This window comes from Streptomyces luteolus (genome assembly GCF_029968015.1).
Lineage (GTDB): Bacteria > Actinomycetota > Actinomycetes > Streptomycetales > Streptomycetaceae > Streptomyces > Streptomyces luteolus.
The window spans coordinates 114,079-137,660 of record NZ_JASCIS010000004.1; the positions used below are offsets into that span (position 1 = coordinate 114,079).

Annotated in this window: 15 protein-coding genes and 1 pseudogene; 5 read left to right on the forward strand and 11 right to left on the reverse strand. The window is 65.5% G+C overall.

Annotated features, from left to right (window positions below; all coding sequences use genetic code 11):
- Window positions 1-7 precede the first annotated feature (7 nt).
- From QIT00_RS05120 to eccCa, 5 genes and pseudogenes are all read right to left on the reverse strand, one after another.
- Window positions 8-3,241, reverse strand: a complete 3,234-nt coding sequence (locus tag QIT00_RS05120) for a type I restriction endonuclease subunit R (RefSeq protein WP_282533871.1) — start codon at window positions 3,239-3,241, stop codon at window positions 8-10.
- Window positions 3,242-3,275: 34 nt separating this feature from the next.
- On the reverse strand, window positions 3,276-4,445 hold the full coding sequence (locus QIT00_RS05125; RefSeq protein WP_282533872.1) for a restriction endonuclease subunit S domain-containing protein: 1,170 nt from the start codon (window positions 4,443-4,445) through the stop codon (window positions 3,276-3,278).
- A gap of 86 nt (window positions 4,446-4,531) precedes the next feature.
- Window positions 4,532-6,583 (reverse strand): type I restriction-modification system subunit M, encoded by a 2,052-nt coding sequence (locus tag QIT00_RS05130; RefSeq protein WP_282533873.1) that lies wholly within the window; start codon window positions 6,581-6,583, stop codon window positions 4,532-4,534.
- Window positions 6,584-6,964: 381 nt separating this feature from the next.
- Window positions 6,965-7,716: pseudogene (locus QIT00_RS38895) on the reverse strand (S8 family serine peptidase).
- 68 nt (window positions 7,717-7,784) lie between these two features.
- The gene (gene eccCa, locus QIT00_RS05145; protein ID WP_282533874.1) at window positions 7,785-11,741 is read right to left on the reverse strand and encodes a type VII secretion protein EccCa; all 3,957 of its coding nucleotides are present in this window, start codon (window positions 11,739-11,741) and stop codon (window positions 7,785-7,787) included.
- Between the two features lie 191 nt (window positions 11,742-11,932).
- On the opposite strand from eccCa, the gene eccD reads away from it, so the two are divergent.
- Complete coding sequence (gene eccD / locus QIT00_RS05150) at window positions 11,933-13,435, forward strand: type VII secretion integral membrane protein EccD (protein ID WP_408909728.1); 1,503 nt, start codon at window positions 11,933-11,935, stop codon at window positions 13,433-13,435.
- A 118-nt stretch (window positions 13,436-13,553) separates the two neighbouring features.
- Here the strand turns inward: eccD and QIT00_RS05155 are convergent, their stop codons facing one another.
- The 6 genes from QIT00_RS05155 to eccB all read right to left on the reverse strand — a co-directional run bounded on the left by QIT00_RS05155 (window position 13,554) and on the right by eccB (window position 19,282).
- Entirely contained in the window at window positions 13,554-14,066 is a 513-nt protein-coding gene (locus QIT00_RS05155; RefSeq protein ID WP_282533876.1) for a hypothetical protein, read from the reverse strand.
- 19 nt (window positions 14,067-14,085) lie between these two features.
- On the reverse strand, window positions 14,086-14,571 hold the full coding sequence (locus tag QIT00_RS05160; RefSeq protein WP_282533877.1) for a hypothetical protein: 486 nt from the start codon (window positions 14,569-14,571) through the stop codon (window positions 14,086-14,088).
- 32 nt (window positions 14,572-14,603) lie between these two features.
- On the reverse strand, window positions 14,604-15,923 hold the full coding sequence (locus QIT00_RS05165) for a hypothetical protein (RefSeq protein WP_282533878.1): 1,320 nt from the start codon (window positions 15,921-15,923) through the stop codon (window positions 14,604-14,606).
- A 55-nt stretch (window positions 15,924-15,978) separates the two neighbouring features.
- A complete protein-coding gene (locus QIT00_RS05170; RefSeq protein ID WP_282533879.1) occupies window positions 15,979-16,398 on the reverse strand; it encodes a hypothetical protein in 420 nt (139 codons plus the stop codon).
- Window positions 16,399-16,448: 50 nt separating this feature from the next.
- Window positions 16,449-17,657: a type VII secretion-associated serine protease mycosin gene (gene mycP / locus QIT00_RS05175; RefSeq protein ID WP_349017160.1), complete on the reverse strand. Its 1,209-nt coding sequence runs from the start codon at window positions 17,655-17,657 to the stop codon at window positions 16,449-16,451.
- A gap of 74 nt (window positions 17,658-17,731) precedes the next feature.
- Window positions 17,732-19,282, reverse strand: coding sequence for a type VII secretion protein EccB (eccB, locus tag QIT00_RS05180; protein ID WP_282533881.1), 1,551 nt, complete (start codon window positions 19,280-19,282; stop codon window positions 17,732-17,734).
- A gap of 259 nt (window positions 19,283-19,541) precedes the next feature.
- Here eccB and QIT00_RS05185 point away from each other — a divergent pair, with 259 nt between their 5' ends.
- The 4 genes from QIT00_RS05185 to QIT00_RS05200 all read left to right on the forward strand — a co-directional run bounded on the left by QIT00_RS05185 (window position 19,542) and on the right by QIT00_RS05200 (window position 23,164).
- Window positions 19,542-19,991, forward strand: coding sequence for a hypothetical protein (locus tag QIT00_RS05185; RefSeq protein WP_282533882.1), 450 nt, complete (start codon window positions 19,542-19,544; stop codon window positions 19,989-19,991).
- Between the two features lie 9 nt (window positions 19,992-20,000).
- Window positions 20,001-21,821 carry an alpha/beta hydrolase gene (locus tag QIT00_RS05190; RefSeq protein WP_282533883.1) on the forward strand — a complete coding sequence of 607 codons (1,821 nt, stop codon included), beginning with the start codon at window positions 20,001-20,003 and terminating at the stop codon, window positions 21,819-21,821.
- A 98-nt stretch (window positions 21,822-21,919) separates the two neighbouring features.
- Window positions 21,920-22,387, forward strand: coding sequence for a hypothetical protein (locus QIT00_RS05195; RefSeq protein ID WP_282533884.1), 468 nt, complete (start codon window positions 21,920-21,922; stop codon window positions 22,385-22,387).
- Between the two features lie 366 nt (window positions 22,388-22,753).
- Window positions 22,754-23,164 carry a hypothetical protein gene (locus QIT00_RS05200; RefSeq protein WP_282533885.1) on the forward strand — a complete coding sequence of 137 codons (411 nt, stop codon included), beginning with the start codon at window positions 22,754-22,756 and terminating at the stop codon, window positions 23,162-23,164.
- Window positions 23,165-23,582: the final 418 nt, after the last annotated feature.

Here is a 23,582-nt window from a genome sequence, read left to right on the forward strand (position 1 = left end):
TTGCAGATTACGTATCAGTCTTCGGCACGGTTCCCGCTTCGCCGGATTTGATCTCTGCCGCCCGTTCGGCCGTGGCGCGGCGTTCCGCTTCCCGTCGGGCGGGACGGCGGATGAGTCCGTATGCCTGCTGGGTGGCGACCTGCTTGAAGATCTTGTTGATCAGCGGGTCGTCGTAGTACCGCACGAGCAGGGCATCGTTGGACTGAGCCTGGTCGATGACGATGCGGTCCATGTCCCGGTCGACCTCCCGGCGGAAGGTCTCTTCGTCGTTGTGGAGGCCGATGCGCTGCAGTTCCGGATCCTCGGAGACCGCGACCACAAGTTGGCCGAGAAGGATCTGGTCGGTCGTGGACAGTCCGATGCCGTACTCGTCGTTGACCGACTCGATGACCTCGGCGAGGGACTTCTCATCGGCCTCCGGCCCGGCGCCGGCGGGCTGGGGAACCAGGCCGGGCAGTAGCTGGGCGCCCTCTGCCTTGAGCCTGAGTTCGGGGGTGCCGGTCTTGCGGACGTTCATGTGGCTGGGGGTGATCTCCCCTATGTCCGCACTCGCCGAGCCGGCCGGGAGCTTGAGGCGGCGCACGAGGAAGCGTCCGTACTGGTAGAGGCGCTCCAGGTCCTCGTTCTCGAAACCGATAACGTGGGAGATCCAGCCGTACGCCTTGACGTACGAATCGAGAGCCCGTCGGAACTCCTGCGCGGCGTCGGGCTCGGTTTCGACGAGCTTGTTGAACTCGTCCACGGCAGGCTGGGTGTAGCGGTGCAGCTTGGAGTGTGCCTTGCGGATGGCCACATCGGTGGCGGTGCCATCCTTGAAGGCTGCGAAGTACGCAGTGATGAAGGCATCCATATCCGCGGGGGTCAACAACCGGTAGGCCATCACCTCGTCGTGCCGGGTGAACAGGAAGTCCGGGTCCAGTTCCTTGGCGAGTGACGCCTCGTAGTAGTCCTGGAATGCCTTCCTGATGACTTCCGGCTCCTTGTTGGCGAAGTCCAGCACGAACAAGTCCTCGGCGGACTTGAGAGGGTGCGTGCGGTTGAGCCGCGACAGCGTCTGTACCGCGGCAAGCCCGGACAACAGCTTGTCGACGTACATCGTCGTCAGCAGCGGCTGGTCGAAACCGGTTTGATACTTCTCCGCCACGACGAGGATGCGGTACTCGGGTCGGGGCACGGACGGCGGCTTGGGGTCGTCCAGGCGGGTGTAGGCGAAGGCCTCGGGGAGCTTGCCCTCCGGGAAGCCATTCAGCTTCGACTCGGTGTACTCGATGTCGTCCAGGGTGAGCGTGCCGGAGAAGGCCACCAGGGTTCCGCAGTCGGTGTATCCGTGCTGCTCTACGTAGGCACGGATCGCTTGGTAGAGGCGGACCGCGTGCTCACGACTGGGGGTGACGACCATGGCACGGGCCCGTCCGCCGAGCCGCCTGGCACTGTGGGACCGGAAGTGCTCCACGATGATCTTCGCTCGTGACTCCAGCGACGCTTCGGACATCAGCGCTGCACGCACCAGCTTGGCCTTGGCCTTACGCCGGTCTACCTGCCGCTCGGCCTCGTCGGCGGCGGCCTTCTGAAGCTTGAAGTAAGTGCCGTACGTGATGTAGGTGCCGAGTACGTCGAGGATGAAGCCCTCGGCGATAGCCTGCCGCATCGAGTAGACGTGGAACGGCTCCATGTCCTCGCTGTCACGCGACTTGGTGCCGAACAACTTGATCGTCTTGTCTTTCGGAGTCGCGGTGAACGCGAAGAAGGAGAGGTTCGGCTGCTTACCGCGGGCGAGCGCGGTAGCGGTCAGCGGGTCACCGTCCTCATCGACTGTGCCCTCGCCGAGTTTGCCCAGCATCCTTTTGAGCGCGTCGGTTCCCTTGCCGCCTTGCGAGGAGTGAGCTTCGTCGATGACGATCGCGTAGCGACGCTCGCGGCCGAGCCCGGAGGTCTTGTCCAGGATGAACGGGAACTTCTGCAGCGTGGTGATCACGACACGTGCCGTCGTTCCTGTCAGCGCCTCGGCCAGCTGCTTGGAGTCGTCGTCTACGCGCAGCACGACTCCCGGCGTATGGTCGAACTGGTAGATGGTGTCCTGGAGCTGCTTGTCCAGTACCCGCCGGTCGGTGATGACCACGACCTTGTCGAAGACCGGCTCATTGGGCCCGAGATTCTTGGCCTGGGCCGCGGTCGGATCGAGCTTGGCGGGGTCCTCGGGGGTGTGCAGCGAGGCCAGGCGGTGGGCGAGCCAGGCGATGGTGTTCGACTTACCCGAGCCGGCGGAGTGCTGGATCAGGTAGTTCTCGCCTGCGCCGTGCTTGGCCGCGTGCGTTGTCATCTTCCGTACGGCGTGCCACTGGTGGAAGCGGGGGAAGATGAGGGGCTGGTTGTGGGCGGCGCCGGGGCGGTAGCGCGGGGCCTTGCCGGCCTTTGCCGCCTCGTCCTCCACGTGCAGGTAGCGGTGCAGGAGGTCGAGCCAGTTGTCTCGCTGCATCACCTGCTCGAAGAGGTACGAGACCTTGTACTCCTCATCGGCGCGAGGAGGCGGATTGCCTGCGCCACCCAGGTAGCCTGCGTCGCCGGTGCCCTTGTTGAAGGGCAGGAAGCGGGTTTTGGGGCCGGCGAGGCGTGTGGTCAGGAAGACGAGATCCGGATCCACAGCGAAGTGCACGAGGCTGCGGCGGGCGAAGAACAGGTCGTTCGGGTCGCGGTCGGTCCGGTACTGCCTCTTGGCATCTTCGACCGTCTGCTTGGTGAGCGGGTTCTTCAACTCGGCTGAGGCAATAGGCAGTCCGTTCACGAAGAACGCGAGGTCCAAGGACTTGGCTGGTTCGGCGGCGGAGTAGCGGAACTGCCTCACTACGGTCAGCCGGTTGGCGTTGTACTCGTCGAGTGCACCGGCGGCGAGGGTGTGAGCGGGCCGGAAGTACGCCAGACGGAGTTTGACGTTGCGCTGGATCACTCCATGACGCAACACGTCGAGGAGCCCGCGCTCGTCTATCTGCTTGGCCACGTGCTTGGCGAAGCGCTGGATCGCGGACGCTTCTTCCTCGCCGTACGCGTCCATCAGCTGTTTCCAGGTGCCGAGCTGACAGCCCCTGAGGAATTGCTTCAACTCAGAGACTTCGATTCCGAGTTCGTGGTCGTAGTCACGCGCAGAGCCCTGCGCCCACTCACTGCGGACCAAGGCCGCCTCGACGGAGGTTTCGAAAGCGCCCTCGGAGTGGGCCTCGTGCGCGCGGGGCGGGTTGGTGGGCATGCAGGCTCCGTACGTGGTCGGCGGCGGCTGGGAGTTATGCCGGGGTGCTTTGGCAGGCTGTGGTCACGTCGAGTTGCCCTGTTATGGCTGCGGTGATTAGCGCCTGGCGGCGCTCGGCGAGGAGGGAGAGCTGTCGGTCAACAGCCGCGCGGAGTCTGGCCGTACGCTCGACACCTCGCTCGACCTCAACAAGGAGGGCCCGCTGCTGAGAACTGGTAGACACAGGGATCGGCCACTCCCTGATGTCTTCGCCGCGGATTTTGACCATGGACTGCGATGATCCACGTGCCGCTGATTCGATAAGCAGCCGCACCCGACTACTAAGTGCCACTTGGGCGACGAAGGACGCGTCCATTTCCGGAACGAGCCCAACTCGGTAGATGAGATCAGGCAGCAACAGCCTCTGCGATCTGTCGGTGACGACAGCCACATCGCCCACCAGGTTCGGTGTATTCGCACGCGTCACGAGAAGGTCACCAGGGCGCACTTCATAGGCCCGGGTGGGCACGACATCCTGGGGGAGTCGCTTGTTCTCTCGATGATCGAATCGCCCCTGCCTAACGGCACTCAGCTTGAGAACAGCCCACTTATCCGCCCCCTCTCGCGGCACAGCCTCGCACTGAGGGCTCGCTCCCTGCTCAATCTTGGTTACGAAGCGTCGTAGTGGAAGCTCCCCGCATGACTCTGCAAGGTCGTGAACCAGGCCGTCGCGGAGGGCACGCTCTCGTTCGTCGAGCTTATTGCGCACGGAAAGCTGCAGAGTGACCAGTTTGTCGATGCGGGCCGTCTCGCAGTCGAGGTAATCGGCGACTCGGGCCTGCTCCTCGTGCGTGAGATCAGGGACTCGCAAGTGCCCAACCTGGTCGAAATTCAACCCTTCCCGGTTCCCCCCCACTTGCATCAACGAGATTTGATACTGAACAGGACTTGCAGAAAGAGCGTAGGCAAGGAATCGGGAGTTGACTCCGCCTGCGGGGCGGATGATGCAGACGTGCTGATTCACGTTCGCTTCGCTAATTTCAGCCGGCACATGGGTTGCGCGCCCGATAGATGCCCCAGTGATATTGAGGAGGACATCATGCGCGCGGACTCTGGTACCAAGCATTTCAAGATGCGTTGCCCGGTCAATGAACGCAACATCATCGAGGCGTAGACCGTCGAAGTGGATGTTCTGGCTACGCAGGAACGTGACACCGCTGTCCACATATGACGTAGCGCCACCTGACGGCGTCTTCCCGCTCCCGATCTTGGAGGCTAGACGCCACAAAGGAACGGTCTGAGTGCTTTCGTTCATCGTCCCGCTACCTCACCCAACAGCGCTTGGATCTCCGCTTCCAAAGCCTTGAGTTCTGCGTCGATCTCAGAAAGCGACCTCGGGGGCTTGTATACGTAGAAGTGGCGAGTGAATGGGATCTCGTACCCTACGCGATGGCGCACAGTCTCCTTAGTGGCGGGGTCTTTGAAATCTGCAATCCACGCATCCTTGACGTGTTCCTTCACCTCCCGCGCGAAGTAAGCGTCGATATCCTCGCGCAATGGCACGTTCTCGGCGTCCCGCAAGTCCGGGTCGTGTTCGACCTGCCCCTTCTTGACGTACTGAATCTCGCTCTGCGGGTCCGGCACGCCGACCGCATCGCGCATCGCCTTGTCGAAAGGCTTGCTCTTCGGCCAAGTGATACCCGCGTGGTCCATCGCCCTCCCCAGAGCGATCCAAGCCTCAGACTTGGTCCCCCACGAGCTACCCAACAGCGGCTTGAGCGCCTTCGCCAGCTTCTCCGGCCCGCCCTCGCCGAGCTCCTTCTCTACCGCCTTGGCCACGCGCAGTACGTCCAAGGCATCCTCGGTGACCTCAAAGCGTAGCTTCAGGGGTCGGTCCACAGTGATGCGCTGGTAGCCGAAGGCGTCCGCGTCGAAGATCTTGACCTTGTCCGGCACAGAGTGCTGCGATCCGTCACCGGAACGCGCGAGGCGGTACGCCTCCCCGTACCAGGCGCAGATCTCCATGCGACGGTCCTCGGCGATCTCCTTGCGCTTGTTGCTCAGCGACTTGCGCATCTTGGACCACTGGTCCCGTGCATCGATGAGCATGATCCGGTTCTTGAGGTTCTTCGGCTTTCGGTTGGTGACAATCCAGAAGTACGTCGAGATACCGGTGTTGTAGAAGAGCTGATCCGGGAGCGCGACGACCGCTTCGAGGTAGTCGTTCTCGATGATCCAGCGCCGAATCTCAGACTCCCCGGAGCCCGCGCCACCGGTGAAGAGCGGGGAGCCGTTAAAGACAATGGCGATGCGGCTGCCGCCGATCTCCTTGCCGTCAGCGTCCTTCTTGAGTCGCCGCATCTTGTCGATCATGTGCTGCAGGAAGAGGAACGAGCCGTCGTTGATCCGGGGCAGGCCGGCGCCGAAGCGGCCGTCGAAGCCGCGGTCGTCGTGCTCCTGCTTGACCTGCTTCTCGACCTTCTTCCACTCCACGCCGAAGGGCGGGTTGGCGAGCATGTACTCGAACTGCTCGTCCTCGTGGCCGTCCTGGGTGAAGGAGTTGCCGAAGTGGATGTTGGAGGCGGTCTGGCCCTTGAGGAGCATGTCGGAGCGGCAGATCGCGTATGACTCAGCGTTGAGCTCCTGTCCGAAGACGTTGACGCGCGCGGCAGGGTTCAGGGCCTTGATGTGCTCCTCGGCGGCCGAGAGCATGCCGCCGGTGCCGCAGGCCGGGTCGAGGATGTCGATCACGGGGGACGCACCGTTTAGGCGGTCGCCGTCCGGTGCCAGGAGCAGCTCGACCATCAGCTCGATGACCTCGCGCGGAGTGAAGTGCTCACCGGCGGTCTCGTTCGAGGCGTCCGCGAATTTGCGGATCAGCTCCTCGAAGACGTAGCCCATGTTGTGGTTGTCCACGGCTTCAAGGCTCAGGTCGATCTCAGCGAACTTCTGGACAACGAGGTAGAGCAGTCCGGCCTTGGCCAGGCGATCGATCTGCAGGTGGAAGGCGTAGTGGTCGAGGATCTCGGTGGCTTCTGAGGAGAAGCCACCGATGAAGTCCTTCAGGTTCTTCTCGACCTTCTCTGTGTCCTGGTCGGCACCGATGGTGGCGAAGGTCTGCTTCGAGAGGTTGTAGAAGCCGCGGCCTGCCGTGGCGCGGAGGACTGCGTCCTTGTTCTGCCCGGCAAAGGAGTCGTCGCGCGCCCACACAGCCTCGCGGGTGTCCTTCATCACGCAGTCCATGCGGCGCAGCAGTGTCATCGGCAGGATGACCTTGCCGTACTCGGAACGCTTGTAGTCACCGCGCAGGAGATCTGCCACCGACCAGATGAAGTCGGCCAACTCCTGATGCTTGTCGCTCACTCGTCACCCTCTACTGCTCGCCCATCGGCATGGACACTGTGCCGCCCGTCACATCGGCGCGACGGGCATGCCTAGCCAGCTTACGAAAGGAGGCCGCAGGCCCGTGGCCATGCAGCGAACTCTCGTCTGAGTACTCAGCCGCGTCAGGCGTGCCGACGGGACCGGAGCACGGCCATGGTGGCTGCTCCCCCGACGAGCGCTGCCCCGAGCCCCACGGCTATCCACACCCTGCCGTTTCCGTCCAGCGGACCAGAGCCCGTGGCAGGAGCCGCCTTCTTTCGATTCCGTTCGCCAGGAGTCGCCGTGGCAGAGGCGGGAGAGGATGGCTCGGCTATGGCCTTGGGAAAATCAGGGAGCGGGTACTTGTCCGCAGGACCTGGGTCACCGGGGTTCTTCAGCGCGACACGAGGGCGGACCGCGCCGTAGCCGACGTAGTCCGTTCGCTCCTTGCCGCTCTTGGCCCCGCCCGCCCGCCGTGTCGACCAGGACGCGGAGCACCTGGTTGTTTGTCCAGTCCGGGTGCTTGGACCAGATGAGTGCAGCAGACGCTGAAGCGATAGCTGCCGCACCGCTCGTGCCGTGCGACTCGCACAGGCCCGAATTGCCTGCGCACGCGTTGACCATTTCGTCCCCAGGCCCGGACAGGTCGACGTGACGCCCATGGGAAGACTCTTCCGTTGTGGAGATGTCCCGCCCGAGTGCCGCTACCCCGACGACGCCAGGTGTCGCACAGGCTATTCCACCGGACTCCCGTGTTCGCCCTCGTTCCCAGCAGAGGCGAAGATCAACTTACCCTTCGGCAGGGCGTACTCAACCACCGCGTCCGCCCCCGCAATGTCTGCGGGCCCGCCGATGGAGATGTTGATGACCTTGGCGTCGGAGTCGGCCGCGTAGCGGATCGCCTCCACCAGTGGCTTGTCGAACTTCGACCCCAGGCTGTCGAACGGGATACGCAAAGGCAGGATCTTGCTGCCCGGAGCGAGCCCGAAGGCACCGTCGCCACCCTGCCCAGCTCCGGTGCCGGCGATCAAACCGGCAATGCCGGTGCCGTGGCCCTCGTAGTCCGTGTGCTCGTCGCCTGGTTTGTGTGGTGCGAAGTCCTTGCGATCGAGGACCTGCCCCTGCAGCTCCATCGGGGTCTTCTCCACGCCGGTGTCGATCACGGCAACAGTGACGCCCTCACCTGTGCTCCCATACCACGTCACCGCAGATCCGGCGTCCACCCCAACTGCACCAGCGGCGCCCCCCGCTTCCGCGATACGAAGTGCCCCCGCCCCTGCGGCATCGGCTTCGCCCTCACGTTGCCGAGGATGTCGCCCTCGTTCGGGTCGCCTGACAACACCACTCCCTGAGCCCCGAGTTCCTTGATGCGTTGCATGAAGGACTCGTACATCGAGCGGGAGGCGCCTGCCGTGCTGCGGGCGATGATGAAGCGGATGCCGGTGTCGCGGGCGAAGGGGAGATGGTCGACAAGGGCGGAGAGCGGGTTGCCGGCCTGGGTGGAGACGAGTTCGTAGTCGTCGACCACGACGAAGAGCTGGGCGCCGGTCCACCAGCTGCGGTCGCGGAGCTGCTGTGGGGTGACGTCGTCCGGGGGCTGGCGTCGTTCCATCAGCTGGGCCAGAGCGTTCATGTGGGTCTGGAGTGAGCTTGCCGTCGGGGCGTACTCCAAGAGGTGGGTGGGCGGGACGACTTCGAGGAGGGAGCGGCGGTAGTCGCCGACCACGATCTTCGCCTCGTCCGGTGTGTAGCGCTCAGAGATCTTGTGGACGAGGTGGCGAAGCAGAGCTGTCTTGCCTGATTCGCTTTCGCCGAAGACGAGGAAGAACGGGTCGGTGTCGAAGTTGACGTAGACCGGGGCAAGGTTCGTCTCGTCCAGGCCGATCGCCAGGCCCTGGTCCGTCGACTCGGAGCCCTTGGGGAGATGGTCGGCCGGGACCTTGCGGGGCAGGAGGCGGACTGTGGGGGCGGCAGGCCCGGTCCAGGCTCCGCGGACGGTCTGGACGAAGCGGGCCGTGACCTCGGCGAGGTCCTCGCCCGTCTCCACCTGGTCAATGGTGGGTAGTGCCGTCATGAAGTGGAGGTGCTCCGGGGTCTGGCCGCGGCCGGGCATGCCGACGGGGACGTTGGCCGCGATTTTCCGGTTGAACTCGGAGTCCATGGTGTCGCCGAGGCGGAGTTCGAGGCGGCCGAGGAGCTGGTCCTTGATCGAGGCTCGGATCTCCATGTGGCGGGAGGCGGTGGCCACGATGTGGATGCCGTAGCCGAGGCCCCGGCCCGCGAGGTCGCCGACGACCTCTTCGAGGAGCTCGTAGTCGTTCTTGAAGGCTCCCCAGCCGTCGATGAGGAGGAAGACGTCGCCCCAGGGTTCACCGGGGAGTTCGCCTGCCGCGCGCTTGCGGCGGTACGTGGCGATCGAGTCGATGTTGTGGGCGCGGAAGAACTCCTCTCGGCGGTTGAGGATGCCGACGACCTCGGCGACGGTGCGGCGTACGCGTTCAGGGTCGAGGCGTGATGCGATGCCGCCGACGTGCGGGAGGTCGGCGAGGGCCGCCATGCCTCCGCCGCCGAAGTCGAGCCCGTAGAACTGGACTTCGTGCGGGCTGTGGGTGAGCGCGAAGGACGAGATGAGGGTGCGCAGCAGCGTGGACTTGCCGGACTGCGGGCCGCCGACGATCAGCATGTGGCCGGCTGCGCCGGAGAAGTTCTGCCAGAGGACTTCGCGTCGCTGCTCGAAGGGCTTGTCGATCAGGCCGAGGGGAACCGCGAGCTGGCCGGTGACCAGGGGGTCCGTGGTGGTGTGGCCGCGCGCCGGGTTCGTAGTGAGGGGTGGCAGCAGCTGGGCCAGTGTTGCGGACCGGCTCAGGGGCGGGAGCCAGACCTCGTGGGCCGGCGGGCCCTGGCCCTCGAGACGGCGCACGATGACGTCGAGGACTGTCTCGGTGAGGGCTCCCCCCTGTGCGGGGGCCGGGCGGGCATCAGCCGTACGGGGGTCGTGCGGGGCGTACGTCGCGGGCACCGGGGCTGCGGTGAAGATCGCGGAGCGGCGCTCGAGGAGTGCCTGCCCTTCGGCGACCGCCGGACCGCCGCTGCGGTAGGAGCCGGAGACGTACGCGGCCTTAAAGCGGACCATTTCCTCGGTGCCGAACTTCAGATAGCCGGAGCCGGGGACGGACGGCAGGTGGTACGCGTCGGGGACGCCGATGGCTGCGCGGGACTCGGCGGCGGAAAAGGTGCGCAGGCCGATGCGGTACGAGAGGTACGTGTCCAAGCCGCGGAGCTTGCCCTCTTCCAGGCGCTGCGAGGCGAGCAGCAGGTGCACGCCGAGGGACCGGCCGATGCGGCCGATCTGGATGAACATCTCGATGAAATCGGGCTTGGCGGTGAGGAGTTCGGAGAACTCGTCGATGACCAGGACCAGAGAGGCGAGCGGTTCCAGGGCCTGGCCTGCCGCGCGGGCCTTCTCGTAGTCGTGGAGGCTGGCGAAGTTACCGGCGGAGCGCAGGAGTTCCTGGCGGCGCTGGAGTTCGCCGCGAATTGCGTCGCCCATGCGGTCGACGAGGGTGAGGTCGTCGGCGAGGTTGGTGATCACGGCTGAGACGTGCGGGAGGTCCGTCATGCCCGCGAAGGTGGCGCCGCCCTTGAAGTCGGCGAGAACGAAGTTCAGGGTCTCGGAGGTATGCGTGACCGCCAGGCCCAGGACCAGGGTGCGGAGCAGCTCGGACTTGCCGGAACCGGTGGCGCCGACGCACAGGCCGTGCGGGCCCATGCCGTCCTGGGCGGCCTCCTTGAGGTCGAGCATGATCGGCTCGCCGTCCTCGCCGACACCGATGGGTACGCGGAGGCGTTCGGCGATGGAGCGGGGGCGCCAGGTGCGGGTGACGTCGACGGTGGCTGCGTCGCCGAGGTCGAGCATGTCGGTGAAGTCAAGGTTGGCAAGGAGGGGTTCGTCGTCGTCCCCGCCGATGCGGAGGGGCGCGAGTCGGCGGGCGAGTACGTCGGCCTCGACGAGGGACAGGCTGTCCGGCTCGCCCTCGTATACGACGTCTCCCTGTGTCTCCAGGCGCAGCTTTCCAGGGTGGACTACCGCGTTGAGGCCGCCGGGGGGCTCTTCGAGGTGGCCGTCGATCACTTCGATGACGGTGACGCCCTGCAGTCCTTCGGGGGCAGCGAGCAGGGAGGTGGTCGGCATCCTCGCGCCGTCGAGGACGAGGACGATGTGTGGCCGGTCGAGGATCGGCGGGGCTTCGCGGCTGAACCGCGGACGGCCTTCGAGCTGGTCGTAGAGGAGTTGCTCGACCTCTTCGACGTCATCGCCGAAGAGACGCTTGGTGCCCGCCCCGTCGAGCGATCCCTGCACCTGGGTGTGCGGAAGCCACTTCACCCACTCCCAGTCGGAGGCGGCCCCGGGCTCGGTCACCGCGGCGACAATCAGGTCTTCGGGCGAGTGCAGGGTGGCCAGTTGGGCGACGAGCGCTCTGGCAGTCGACTGGGCGCTCGCGCCGTCGCCGGAGATGGTCAGGTGGTAGAAGGCGCGCATGGACAGCGCCACCGGCAGGCGCTCGACAGCGCCGTGCACGGCGAGGAACTGCTGCATTGCGCCCGCGCTGAGCGGCTCCAGCTCGTCGACGGGGGCGGTCTCGGGGGCGATCAGCGGGGTGGCCAGCTGCTGCGGGCCGACTCCGATGCGGGCCTGTCCGAAGTCGCTGTCGCCTACGCGGCGTTCCCAGGTCCGGGTGCCCTCGGCGACGACCGACCAGAGCTGGTCGGGGTCGGGGTGGACATAGAGCTGGACGTTGCGCTGGGCCCGCTCCGTCCTGCGCACCGCGCGCCGCAACTGGGCCAGGTACTTGAGATAGTCGCGGCGGCCGTCAGCCATCTCCCCCTGGTTGCCCCGGCGATACCGGACGAACTGCGCGATCACCATGGCCACGGTCGAGAGCAGCATCAGCACACCCATGATGCGCATGAACGGGTGCGCACCCGGCATGAAGAAGAACACCACCGACGAGCCCATGCCCAGCATCGGCAGGAGCTGCAGCAGGACGCCTTCCTGTTGCCCACGCGGCAGTTCGGGCGGGCTCTGCAGCACGACCTCGTGCGTCGGCACTTCCGGCAGCGCCGCGCGCGGCGGCCGCTTGACGACGATCTGGCTCACCGGAAGATCAATCCCCCCATGCGGATGGTCCGAACGGAAGGTCACCTCGTGTGCCGGCGCCCCCGTGACGACAGCCCCCTCCGCACGAGAGCGATCGTACGGGTAACCGCCACAGCCGTGCCGGGTAGGGTTGCGCGCACCGCGCGTAACCAAGCACCGCACGCGCCACGGTTGTTAGGGGGATGAGCGAGTTGAGTACGACCACGGGGACGGGATTTCGAAGGGTCACGGTCGCGGCGACGGACAACCGCATCGACCTAGCGCTCGCCGAGGACATGCCGGTCGCCGAGATCTATCCGGAGCTGCTACGGCTGACCGGCCAGACCCAGGCGGCGGGCACACCGACCGGCTACCACCTGGTCCGGGCGGACGGCACACTGCTGGACCCCACCCTCACCCTGGCCGCGCAGCGCGTGGTCGACGGCGAGCGGCTCACGTTGCGTCCGATGGACCGCTCTCTGCCGCCAGCGGTCTTCGACTCCGTCTCCGATGCGGTGGCCTCGGCTGTCGGACGTGATCGGCGGCTGTGGAGCGACGGGCTGCTGCGGGGTGCATCGCTGCTCGGGTCTGTGCTGCTGCTGGTCCTGATGAGCTACCTGCTCTGGTCGGCGGACCCGGCCCGGCACGACATGAACGGGTTGCCGGGTGTGGTGGCGGGTGCGGCAGGTGTCCTGTTGACCGCTTTCGCAGGTGCTCGTGCACGTGCCTACGGGGACCGTGCAGGGTCGGTCGCCTTCGGGCTTGCCGCCTTGCCGATGCTGCTTCTTGCGGGCTCCGGGATTGTGGGGCCGGACGGGGGGGACGGGCCGGGGCGGTTGCAGTTCCTGCTCGGCTGCGTGTGCATGTTGGTGGCGTCCTCGGTGCTGCTGGCTCTGAGCCCTGGAGGCTCCGCACCCTTTGTCGGGGCTGTGTTCGTGACGGCGGCGGGCACGCTCGCGTCGTTCGTCGCGATCCTGACCGAGGCTTCGGCTACGGAGACGGCTTCGGTCTGCGTACCGATCGCTGTCGGCCTGATCGCCTTCCTGCCCGGTCTCTCGTCCCGCTTCGCACGGCTGCCGATCGGGTACATCGCACCGCGCAGCGCCGTCGACATGTTCGGGGCGGATCCGGACCCGGCGGATGCGCGCCAGGCTCAGCTGACCGCCGAGGTCCACCCCGTCGGTACTCCGGTAGACGCCGAGCAGGTCGCCCTGCGGGCCCGTCGCAGCCATGAGCTGCTGCTCGGCCTGGTCGGCGGCTGTGCGGTCGTGGTCGCTGTCGCGGCCGGTGTGCTCGGATTCTCCGACAGCGTGTGGGCACAGTTCCTGGCGCTCGCCGCCGGCCTGTCGATGCTGCTGCGGGCCCGGTTGTTCCGGTACACCGCACAGGTTGCCTCGGCCCTGCTCGCCGGGATCGCGTCGATCGGCCTGCTGCTGGCGGGGCTGGCGACGAACCCTCCGGCCGACCTGATGAACGAACTGCTGCGCTACGGCGACCGGACCGGCCTGGATATTCGGGCTATGTGGCTGTTCGCCTTGGGTGCAGCTGGAGTTGCCCTGTTCACGGCGATCGGGCTCATCGTGCCGAAGAAGGGCCTGACGCCGTTCTGGGGACGGTTCCTCGACCTTGCGGAGAGCGCGGTGCTGCTGTCGCTGCTTCCGCTGTGCCTGGCGACGTTGGAGCTGTTTGAGGCTGCTCGGTCGGTTACCAGCTGAGCGACCGCAGTACTGGCAACAGCAGCGCCTCACGCCGAGGCACCCTCTCACCTGCCCTGTGCACCATCACATGCAATCGGCAAGGTGCTCTCGCCGATTTTGGCCGCCTGCCGACCAATCAGAGCTTGCCGAAGACCACTCCGCGCCATGTCCAACCAGCCTTGAGGACCGCGCCTCGCAGGGGCTCCTTGAGCTCGGAGCTGTCGTAGCGAAACGTCTCTGTCCTCTCCACGTGACCATCGGATCCGCGTCCGATCGTCCAGTGTCGGGAAACCGTCTTGGTCGGTCCCCGGCCGTATTCGCGCGACATCGCGATTCTGGGGCTGCCCCCGACCCAGGTGACTTCCCTCTGCTCTTCGACGACACGGACTTCGTGGCCCCCCGAGACCAGGCGCATCCGGATCTGAACTGCGCGGCTCAGCTGGGTTCTGGCGAAGAAGGTGTGCCAGGCCGGCTCCGTCATGCGCCATTCCGCCACCAGGTCGACACCCTCTGGAGCGCCATCTCGCACGACGTACGGGACTTCCGGCCCGTTGAGGGCGAGCAGGGCAGCGTGAACTTCCTCAGCGGAACACGGAGTAACTCCACTAGTGGGGCGCTCCGTTCCGGTCAGCTTGTCGAAAAGGCCCATGCCTTCACCACCTCATGTCTCAGGTCTCCGGGCGAACGGTGCGTACGAACTCCTGGAAATCCCCCAGGACATTCTCGTACTGGGCAGCGGCGGCGGTCAGAGCAAGCCGGACCACCGCACGCTTTCCCGGATCATCGGCGTCCAGCATGGACAGATACACCTGAGCCTGGACTAGAGGACGGCGTGTGCCACCTGCGACGGTCGTGAAGGTCAGCGTCTGTGTCAGGCCAGGTGCATCAGCGGAATCGACCTCACTGCGGCCGTTCACCGTTACCTCCTCGGCGAGCTCGCGCATGCGCTGCACCGACTCGTCAGCGATCTCATGCAGCGCCATGGCATCCGATCGGTACTCGCCGTCAATGGTGATGTTGGCGGTGAATCCGTCGTCCGGCTCTGAGTACAGGGCAACGAACGCCACATCCGAGGCACCTACCTGGTCCGGGGACGCTGCCCACCAGCCCTCCGGCAGCCGAAACTCGATCGGCACTGGCAGTTCCGTGGACATGTCTCACTCTCCTTCCTGTGGCGGTCGGTCCATCAGAACAGACCGGTGACGCCGTCCCTGACAGCACCTGCTGCATCCCCTACGGCACCGGCCAAAGCACCTGCGGTGTCGGAAACCTTCTCTGGATCCACGGTGAACTCGAAGCCCGCGGCACCGCCGAGAACTGGAGAGAGGCCCACCTTGGCGCCCACATGAAACTTGCCGTCGTCCTCTTTCGCGACCTTCAACCCTGCCTCCGCACCGGGGCCGGCCCAGCCCTCGGCTGTCAGACCGGCGCCGATCCCGCCAGCCTCCACACCTCCAGCGACACTGGCTTTCGCCCCTGCGATTGCCTCCGCACCGACCTTGACCCCCTCCGGTCCAACCCCGGCGTTGACACCGGCCTCGGCGCCGGCGAACCCGGTCGCCCGACCGTAAGCACCAACATGCCCGGATTCGGCCCTGGCTTCAGCCAAAGCCCTCCCTCCGGCGGACACTTCGGCAGTTCCAGAGAGTCCGCCCTCGGTGATCCCAGCGCTTGCCGTGGCTCTCCCGCCCGCATAGGCATCGCCGATCCCTGAGAGTTTCACGTCTCCGCTGGACAGCGATCCTTCCGCGGTCGCGTGGCCTAGATCGGCGTACGCCTTGAGCATGCCCTGCTTGCCGTACTCAACGCCGGTGGCCGATGCTCCGGCATCGGGACCAGTCGCCGTAGCTTTGCCTTTGGAGTCCCAGCCGTCAGTCTGCGTCGTGGCCTCAGACTTATCCCGCTCTCGCGCATGGGCCTTTTCCTCAGCTTGGTATCGCCGGAAGTTCCCATGCGCTTCCGAGTTGAAGCCCATCACGGTGCCATCGGACAGGTTTCGGTCGGCGACGACAGTCTTCAGCCCCCTCGCGAGCGCTGCATCGGCCTCGCCCACTGCCTTAACGGCTTGTTTGATGGCCTTGTCCCACTCGCCGACCGCGTTCCGGATGCTCTCCGCGTAGCTGGGATCGTGCGCCACGGCCACCCTCGCGCTCTTGTCGAGGCGGTCATAGTCGTACGAGACGTTGCCCTGGTCAGTGACGCGCATGCCGTTCTGCACCGCCTCTTCACGCAGCGTCTTGACCCGATTTCGGAGGTCGGCAAGTTGCGTGTGTGCGTTGCGCAGCAACGACGCGAGGGCTTTCGCTTCCTTCTGGGCGGCGCGGTATTCGTTGAGCGTGGTGTCGAAGCGGAGCTTCGCTGCCTCTGCGCTCAAGCCGGACCAGACGGCTCCCTTCGCGACGCCGTAGACGTCTCGCTCGTACTGGTCCTCAAGCTTCTTGAACTTCCCAGCCAGCTCTTCCCACCGGTCAGCAGCCGCTGTGAGCTTGGCCGGTTCCGTCGACATGACTTCGTGGAACGATGGCATGTTTCCCCCGGGTGCAAACAGATCTCGTAAACGGTCAGAGGCCGTCGATTCCGGACTTCATCCTGGACAGCTGCTCAGCTGTGCCACCTTCGGTGGAATCGAAACGCGATGCCACCTCCCGTAGTTGGCTCTTCTCGTTGGTGAGCCGATGGACCAGCCCCTTGACCTGGCTCTCCCAGGATTCGAGGGCCTTCTTCAGGGCCTTGGACGTCTGCCACCCTTCGCCGTCCTTGGCTCCGAACTCCTTGGCCGCCGCGTTCATGGAGCTTTCGGCGTGCCGTCCGTCGCGGGCGGTCTCGGGTTCCAGGCGGGTCTCGATAGCCTTCGCAGCGGCCCTCTTGCGTGTAGGGCTCGCGGTCAAGTCCGATGTGCCGCCTGCCCCACCGGACGGATGTACCTGGTTCAGACGCGTATCTGCGGTTGCATCGGCTTTGCTCTGGTCCCAGTCCTCCATGGCGACCGTCCCCCTACATCCCGGTTGAAAAGCCTTTGCCTTGCGGCACTTTACGTGTGATGGCTACGTCGCCGCCGAGCGTCCCTAGCGGTAATGGCCGCTCCGGCAACCACCGTGATGAGTACAACGGCGGCGCCAATGCCGTACGTGGCGTAGCGCTTATCGCGTTCTTGAGGTGTTTCGCCTATGGCCAGGTCAGTGACCTCAGGTGCCTCGGCGGGCGGGGGGCCTGGGTCCGCGCTCGGGGAGTTGATCGGGGCCTCGTCCTCGGTAAGCGCCCGGACCGGGTCGACTACGCCCCAACCTACGTAGTCATCACGGCCGTTGATGCTGCGCTCGGCGGTCTGCTGGATCTGCGCGATGACCTGTTCCGCTGTCCAGGTCGGATGCTCGGCCCGTAGGAGCGCGGCGACGCCGGAGACGTACGGGGCCGAGAAGCTCGTGCCGTTGTCTGAGCACTGGCCTCCACGGGGGACGGTGGAGACGATGTCGACGCCTGGTGCGGCGACGCCGACGAAGTCACCGGGCTGGGAGAAGGCGGCGCGCTCGTTGTTGCGGTCGGAGGCTGCGACTGCCAGGACGCCGTCGAAGGCCGCGGGGTAGGTCTTCTTCGCTCGGCCGTCGAGGCCGTCGTTGCCCGCGGAGGCGACGATCACGATGTCCTGGTCGAGTGCCTTGCGTACTGCCCGGGCCAGCGCCGAGTCAGGGCCAAGGGGCTTCTCGGTGTCCTGGGAGATGTTGATGACCTTGGCCTTCTCGGCGATGGCGTGGTCGATCGCCTTGGCCATGGTGTCTTCGTCGCCGCTGTTCTTCTCGTCGTTCTGGCGGATCGGGATGATGGTGGCTTCGGGGGCCAGGCCGACGAACCCGGTCCCCTTGCGGGGACGTGCGGCGATGATGCCGGCCACCTTGGTGCCGTGACCGACCTCGTCGAGGGTCCCGTCGGTCGCCTTTCCTCCCTTGAGGAAGTTCCTGCCCGCACCGGCGTCGACAGCCGACTTGAGCTGGACGTTGGAGTTGTCGACGCCGGTGTCGATCACCGCGACCCGGACTCCCTTGCCCTTGGTGGTGCGCCAGAGCTCGTCGAGCAGTACGCGCTGAAGGGCCCAAGGGACTCCCTCGTACTGCTTCTTCATCGGGAAGGTGCATTGGCCTGTGCCGCTGATGCCAGTGCGGATGTCGGTAGCGGTAGCGGTGGCGGTGGCGGTGGCGGTGGCGGTTTCGGCCGAGGCTGGTGGTGTGGGTGCCACCGTCGGCATGAGCACCCCTGTCAGCAGACACGTGAGCGCCGCCCGCCGTGCCAGTCGTGTACGTCGCGTCATCGCAGCGGCCCTCATGAACCCTGCGGCTGTCGCGCGCTGTTGGAGTCGAGGCGGGGCCCCTTGGCGAGGAATTCGGACCAGGCGTAGGGAATCAGGGCGGGGGTTACGGACTCGTAGCCGAGTCGGCGTTGAGCGTCGCTCGGTTCCGGGCGGCCGTCGTTCGGCTTCTGCTGGTCGCCCGTGCCGATGTCGGACCGGTCGGCGTCGCTGTCGCCGTTGGCCTGTACCGCGTACCGCAGTCCGGTGTCGGTGACCAGGAACAGTGAGCCGTTGGGCTTCGTCTGCCGTCCCCGGATCTGGGTGTAGAGAAGCCCCGAGCCCGGTGTCACGTACGAACTCGTCCCGCCCGCGGAGAGCTCGGCCGGATAGTCCGCGCCCGCCCAGGTCGACAGCGTCGTATCGCCGTCGTCGTCGACCTTGCGCAGGACGTTGCACACCGTGTCCCGGCCGCTGCCCGATCCGCCGGAGGCGGAGTTGACCTGGGCCGGCTTGTTCTTGGGCCAGTCGTACTGCGAAGCGAAGCTTCCGGGGTCGGGTGTGAAGGATTGGGCGTCGACGGTGGCGGCGCTGCCGCGCATGTTGAGCTTGTCGGTCTGCGGCGAGTTGATGAGCAGCCAGGCGGTGAAGTCGGACACCGGTTGCACCGTGCCCTGCAGTACGACGTAGTGCTGCGGGCCGTCGCCGGTCTGTGCCCTGAGCACCCTGCCGACCTGGTTCTCCTGGCCCGACAGCCCGCCGTCGATGTCGGCCGGGGCGCCAATGGTGCCGGGGATGCGCGGGAAGTCGACCGGGCTGCCCTCGTGAAGTGTCGCGAGCCATGCGTCGGTGACTGGCTGCGGCTTCTTGTTCAGGCCGACCAGGGCGCGTTCCAGCAAGTCGCCGGCCCGCCCGGCTACGAGATACTTCGTGCCGCTGGCGTCGACCAGGTAGCGCTTGCCGCGCTTGTCGTTGACGTACAGGATCTGGCCGCCACTGAGGCGGCTCTTGCCCTCGGTCTTCTTGAGGTCGCGGTCGGCGAAGACGAAGGCCGCCTGCTGGACCGGGTCGCCCTTGCCGCCGCCGGGCTGCTGGCACACGGCCCACCGCTTGGCCTTGCCGGCCTCATCTTCCGGGGGCAGCCGATCCGGTGCGTACGGGATGCCGAGGATGGGACCGAGGGGCGGCTTGCCCGCGTCCAGGATCTCGTCGTCGACCTGGACCACGCCGTACTCCTCGGGCTTGAGCAGCAGGCGCGCGGAGGCCAGGTTCGTGACCGGGTGCAGGAGTGTCTTCTTGTCCTTGCCTTTGCCGGTGGTCAGTACGACGTAGCGGGTCGTGGACTCCTTGCCGACGATGACCTTGGCGCCGGGCTCGTCCCACCCCTTGGGGACCCTCGGCTTGAACATCCCCCAGGCACCGAATCCAGCGAGGATCAGCGCACCGATGACCAGGCCCGGTACGACAGCGCGAAGGGGGCGTGGCGCGTTCTCCTCGGTGCCGTTCCCCGCTGGCTCCAGGAGCGACGACACGACCACCTTCTTCGCGAAGGTGTACGCACTGAGCTCGTCCCGCCGCGATGCCATGAATCCCGCTCCTCCCCCGCGGGGCCGCATCGGTCACGTCGGCCCCGGTACTGGGCACTTGCCCGCGCCTACTATGCCTTCCGGCCCGCCGGGTCGGTCAACGAGCCCCGTTCTCGGACAGGTCGTGTGGGCACCGGTTAGATATCGGCCAACTGGCCTGGCTGGTACGGATCTGAGTACGCCTACTCACGTGCGCGCGGGGATGCCCCGAGTACCCTCCGGACAGCCACCGTGGAGCGGTCGAGCAAGGGGGAGTTCAGTGTCGTTCGAAGCCGAGTGGGCTGCGGCGAAGCAGGATGCAGCCGGCATGAGCCTCGCAAGTGCCGGGGACGGCGGCGGATGGGCCGGCGGCGGCTCGGGAACCATCCGATCCGACAAGGCCGCCTGGAACCAGGCCGGGCAGTCGCTCATCACGCTGCGCGGGCACATCAAGAAGTCACTCACCCAGCTCGAAGAAGGCCAAGCCGGCACTGGCACGGGCGGTGGCGAAGTCCTCAGCGGCAAGGCACTGAAGGAAGTCCACACCTCCTGGCAGAAGTATCTGCAGGACGTGAGCCGTCGATGCGGAGAACTGCAGGGATTCTTCGAGAAGTTCGGCAACGACCAGGACAAGAACGACCAGGCCATCAAGAGTGCCCTGTCGAAGATGGCCGTCAAGGACGGCGACGAAGACACCGCCGGCGTCGGTGGCCAGAGCAAGGACCGGTGACCGGGAGCCATGCACTTCGCAACCCTCAAATCCCTGAAGCCGTCCGAGTTCTCGGAAGCCGCTGACGGCTATCGCAGCACCAGCGACATGGCGGGCAAGGCCCAGGAGAGCGTCGACAACGAGATCATCGTCAAGATGCGGGACTCCCTGAAAGGCGACACCACCGACGCCTCGATCCGCCAACTCCAGCGCCTGTCTCGCAACTTCCATTACACAGAGGTCGAATGCGGCCTCATCAGCACAGCCCTGAACGGACTCGCCCACGATCTGCAAGCCGCCCAGAAGAAGCTGCGCGAGGCTATCGCCGACGCGGAGGGGTCGAAGTTCACCGTGGGCGCCGACGGCTCGGTCAGCTACCCCGCGGCTGAAGCCAAGACCGACGGCAAGGCACCAGGGAGTTCGGCTTCCGGCGGCGCGAACATCGAGGGCTCCAACCTCGCCGAGGCCTTGCAACGCCAGGCCAACAGCGTCAACCCGAACCCGAACCACGCCATCGCGCAGGGCTACGCCAACCGCATTTCCCAGGCCGTACAGGAAGCCACGGAGGCCGACGCGAAGTGGGCACCGAAGCTCCGGTCCCTCAAAGCGGACGACGACCTGGCGGTGTCCCACGGCGACTGGGCCGACGCCCAGAAGGACATGCAGGGCGTCCTCAAGGGCGCTGACGACTACTTGGACAGCATCACCGAGCCTCCCAAGGGCGGGAGCCCCAAGGAGAACGCGGAGTGGTGGCAGGGGCTGTCCGCCGAGGAGCGCGAGAGCTACGCGGCCCTGCACCCGGCCAGTATCGGAGCGATGGACGGACTACCGGCTGAAGTTCGGGACTCGGCGAACCGTACTGTTCTCGCGGAGACCAGGGGTAGATACGAACTCGAACTGAGCGGAATCCCGCAACCGCCCAAGCAATACGCCCCCAATCCCGACGGCAATTATCCCGCTGTCGTTCAAACCGAGGCCTGGAAACAGTGGAACGAGCAGTATGGCGATAGGTACAGGTCCCTGAATAGCACCATAGGAGGCATGGACGCCATCCAAGCTCGCCTCAAGGACACCGGGAAAGAAGGGTTGCCTCCAGCCTATCTATTGGGCTTCGACGATAAAGGCACTGGTCGAGCCATCGTCGCCAACGGAAACCCCGACGAGGCCGACCATACGGCAGTCTACGTCCCAGGAACATTTTCGAGCCTCCCTGAAGCGGGAGGCGATATCAAACGCATGACAGACCTTTGGCTCGAGGGGAATTCGCAGGCCCCGAATGCGTCACTCTCAACCGTCACCTGGATAGGTTACGATGCGCCGCAAAGCCTTGTGCCCGAGGCGATGGGGAAGGAGTGGGCGCTCGATGGCGCCCCCGAGCTGAATCAGTTCCTGGACGGCCTACAGGCCGTTCAGGGGGGTGCCGATAACAGCCACACTACGGTAATTGGCCACAGCTACGGATCCACAACCGTCGGCGCAGCCGCCCTCACTGGAGATCTCTCTGCGGATGATGTCGTAGCGGCCGGAAGCCCTGGAATGCTTGTGGCCGATGCGAGCGAGCTCGATGTGGGCAAAGACCACGTGTGGTCCGAGACTGCGGGCGATGACCGTGTAGTGATCGGCGGGAAGGTAGCAGGCCTAGGTGGCTACAAATGGGACGTCCACACATGGAACGGAATCCCCTACAACGCTGGATTCATGCAGATGGCCCCCTCCGATGAAGCATTCGGGGCCCATCGCATGACCGTGGACACGGAAGGGCACAGCGGCTACTGGGACGAGGGTTCACAGAGCCTCAAGAATCAAGCTTCCGTCGTCGTCGGTAAATACGACGACGTAAAGGAGGACTAGTGGCCACGCGCGCCGCCAAGGCAAGACGACCCCTCAAGCACCGAGTCATCTGCACGTTCGTCCCAGCACTAATAGCCGCGACAGGATGCAGCACTTCGATGAATGACCTGGACTACACGCCCGAAACTCTGAAAACCGAAGAGGCGCGAGATAAGACCAAAGCCATCTCGAGCAACGTCCTGGATATGATCGGCATCCGCGACGGAAAGGTGACGAAGCCGGGGCCCGGGATCTCAGAATGCAGTGAAGACCCTGAACACCTTTACAAGACGCGCCACCCATGGTCGATCTATGACACTTCAGAAGACGACTTGAAGGCTGGATTTGAGCGCCTCAGGGAGCAACTCCCTAAGAACGGCTGGAAGATCGTCAAGTACGGCCCTAATGAAAGCGCCGCCGAATCACTCGAACTGACTGCAGATTCCGAGAAAGATCGATTCTCGATCAATGCAGAGCTGCTGATTTCAAAGGGATCGAAAAGAAGGGAGGAGCCTATGATTCTTGTGCACGTAGTATCTGGCTGCTTCCGCGCCCCTGAGGGCACCAACCTGGACACCGAGTACTGAGGAACCTCGGAAATCGGGAGGTCCTGATCCGGTCCCCCTTGAAGCGGCATCAGGCCGGACCGCCCGGCCTCGGATGGCCATAGCGCTCCCCTGGGGGGGGGCGGGCCTCGTATGGCTGAGATCGACCTGAGTAGGGGTACTCAGAGCCGAAGCTCCAGGGCTGGCTACCGTGCTGGTCAGACAGCAGTCGCCATCCTCGGTGGCGCAGGCTCGGTAGCGTCCGGCCGGTTACGATCTTTGCGCGAAATGACTGTTGTGACCGCCTGGCGCGATGGATAGGGTGGACAGGACTTAACTGGCCTGATAACGGGGGTTGTTGTGGCCGAAGGACGGCCCGGAAACGGCAAGGACCTTGCCGTCAGCAGAGTGGACCTGCAGACCTTCAAGAAGCGCATCGACGACCTCTTGGACCGTCTGAACGGTTCCCCTGCCCAGCACGGCAAGATCGGCGAACAGACCATCACCGCCGCCTCATACGGGACAGGCTTCGCGGCTGCGGAAGACCTGGGCAAGTCGTACGAAACGGTTCGCTCGCGCCTCGAGCGACTCAGCCGCGCCTTCGGTGAACAGATCGAGGGCCTGGGCATCGCCGTGCAGATCACGGACAAGGGTTACGAAGGCGTCGAAGCAGAGCAGGCAGAGCGCTATCAGACGATTCGCCGCCGCGCCGAGGAGCACTACCGTGAGCCTGCGCAGGACGCAGGCAGTGGTGCGGGCACCACGCCGCCGGCGGCCAACGGCGGTGCCGATGGCGCCACTTCCGGCACGTTCAGTTAACGGGGGATCGGTATGGCAGGGGACAACTTCGAAGGACGCTCACTGGCCGAGCTGCACGCCATGGTGGCCTCTGCGAAGCCGGAACACCTGAGCAGCGCTGCTGAGGCTCTGGGAGCGGCGGCTCCGGAGATCGATGCCATCGCCCGCGACCTCCGCACGTATATCGGTCGGGTCGAGTGGGACGGCGTGGCCGCCGAGACCTTCCGGGAGTGGGGTCGAGGCATGGTCTCCGAGACACTCGCCCTTTCCGACTACACGGCCACCGTCAGCCAGGAAATGCAGAACTCCAGCCAGGCGCTGCGCTCTGCCCAGGCCGCGGTTCCGAAACCGGATGCGAAGACCTACGCGGACCCTGAGAAAGAAGAGCAGCGGAAGGCGGAGGAGGAGCCCAAGCGGCAGGAGGCCATCAACCAGCTGA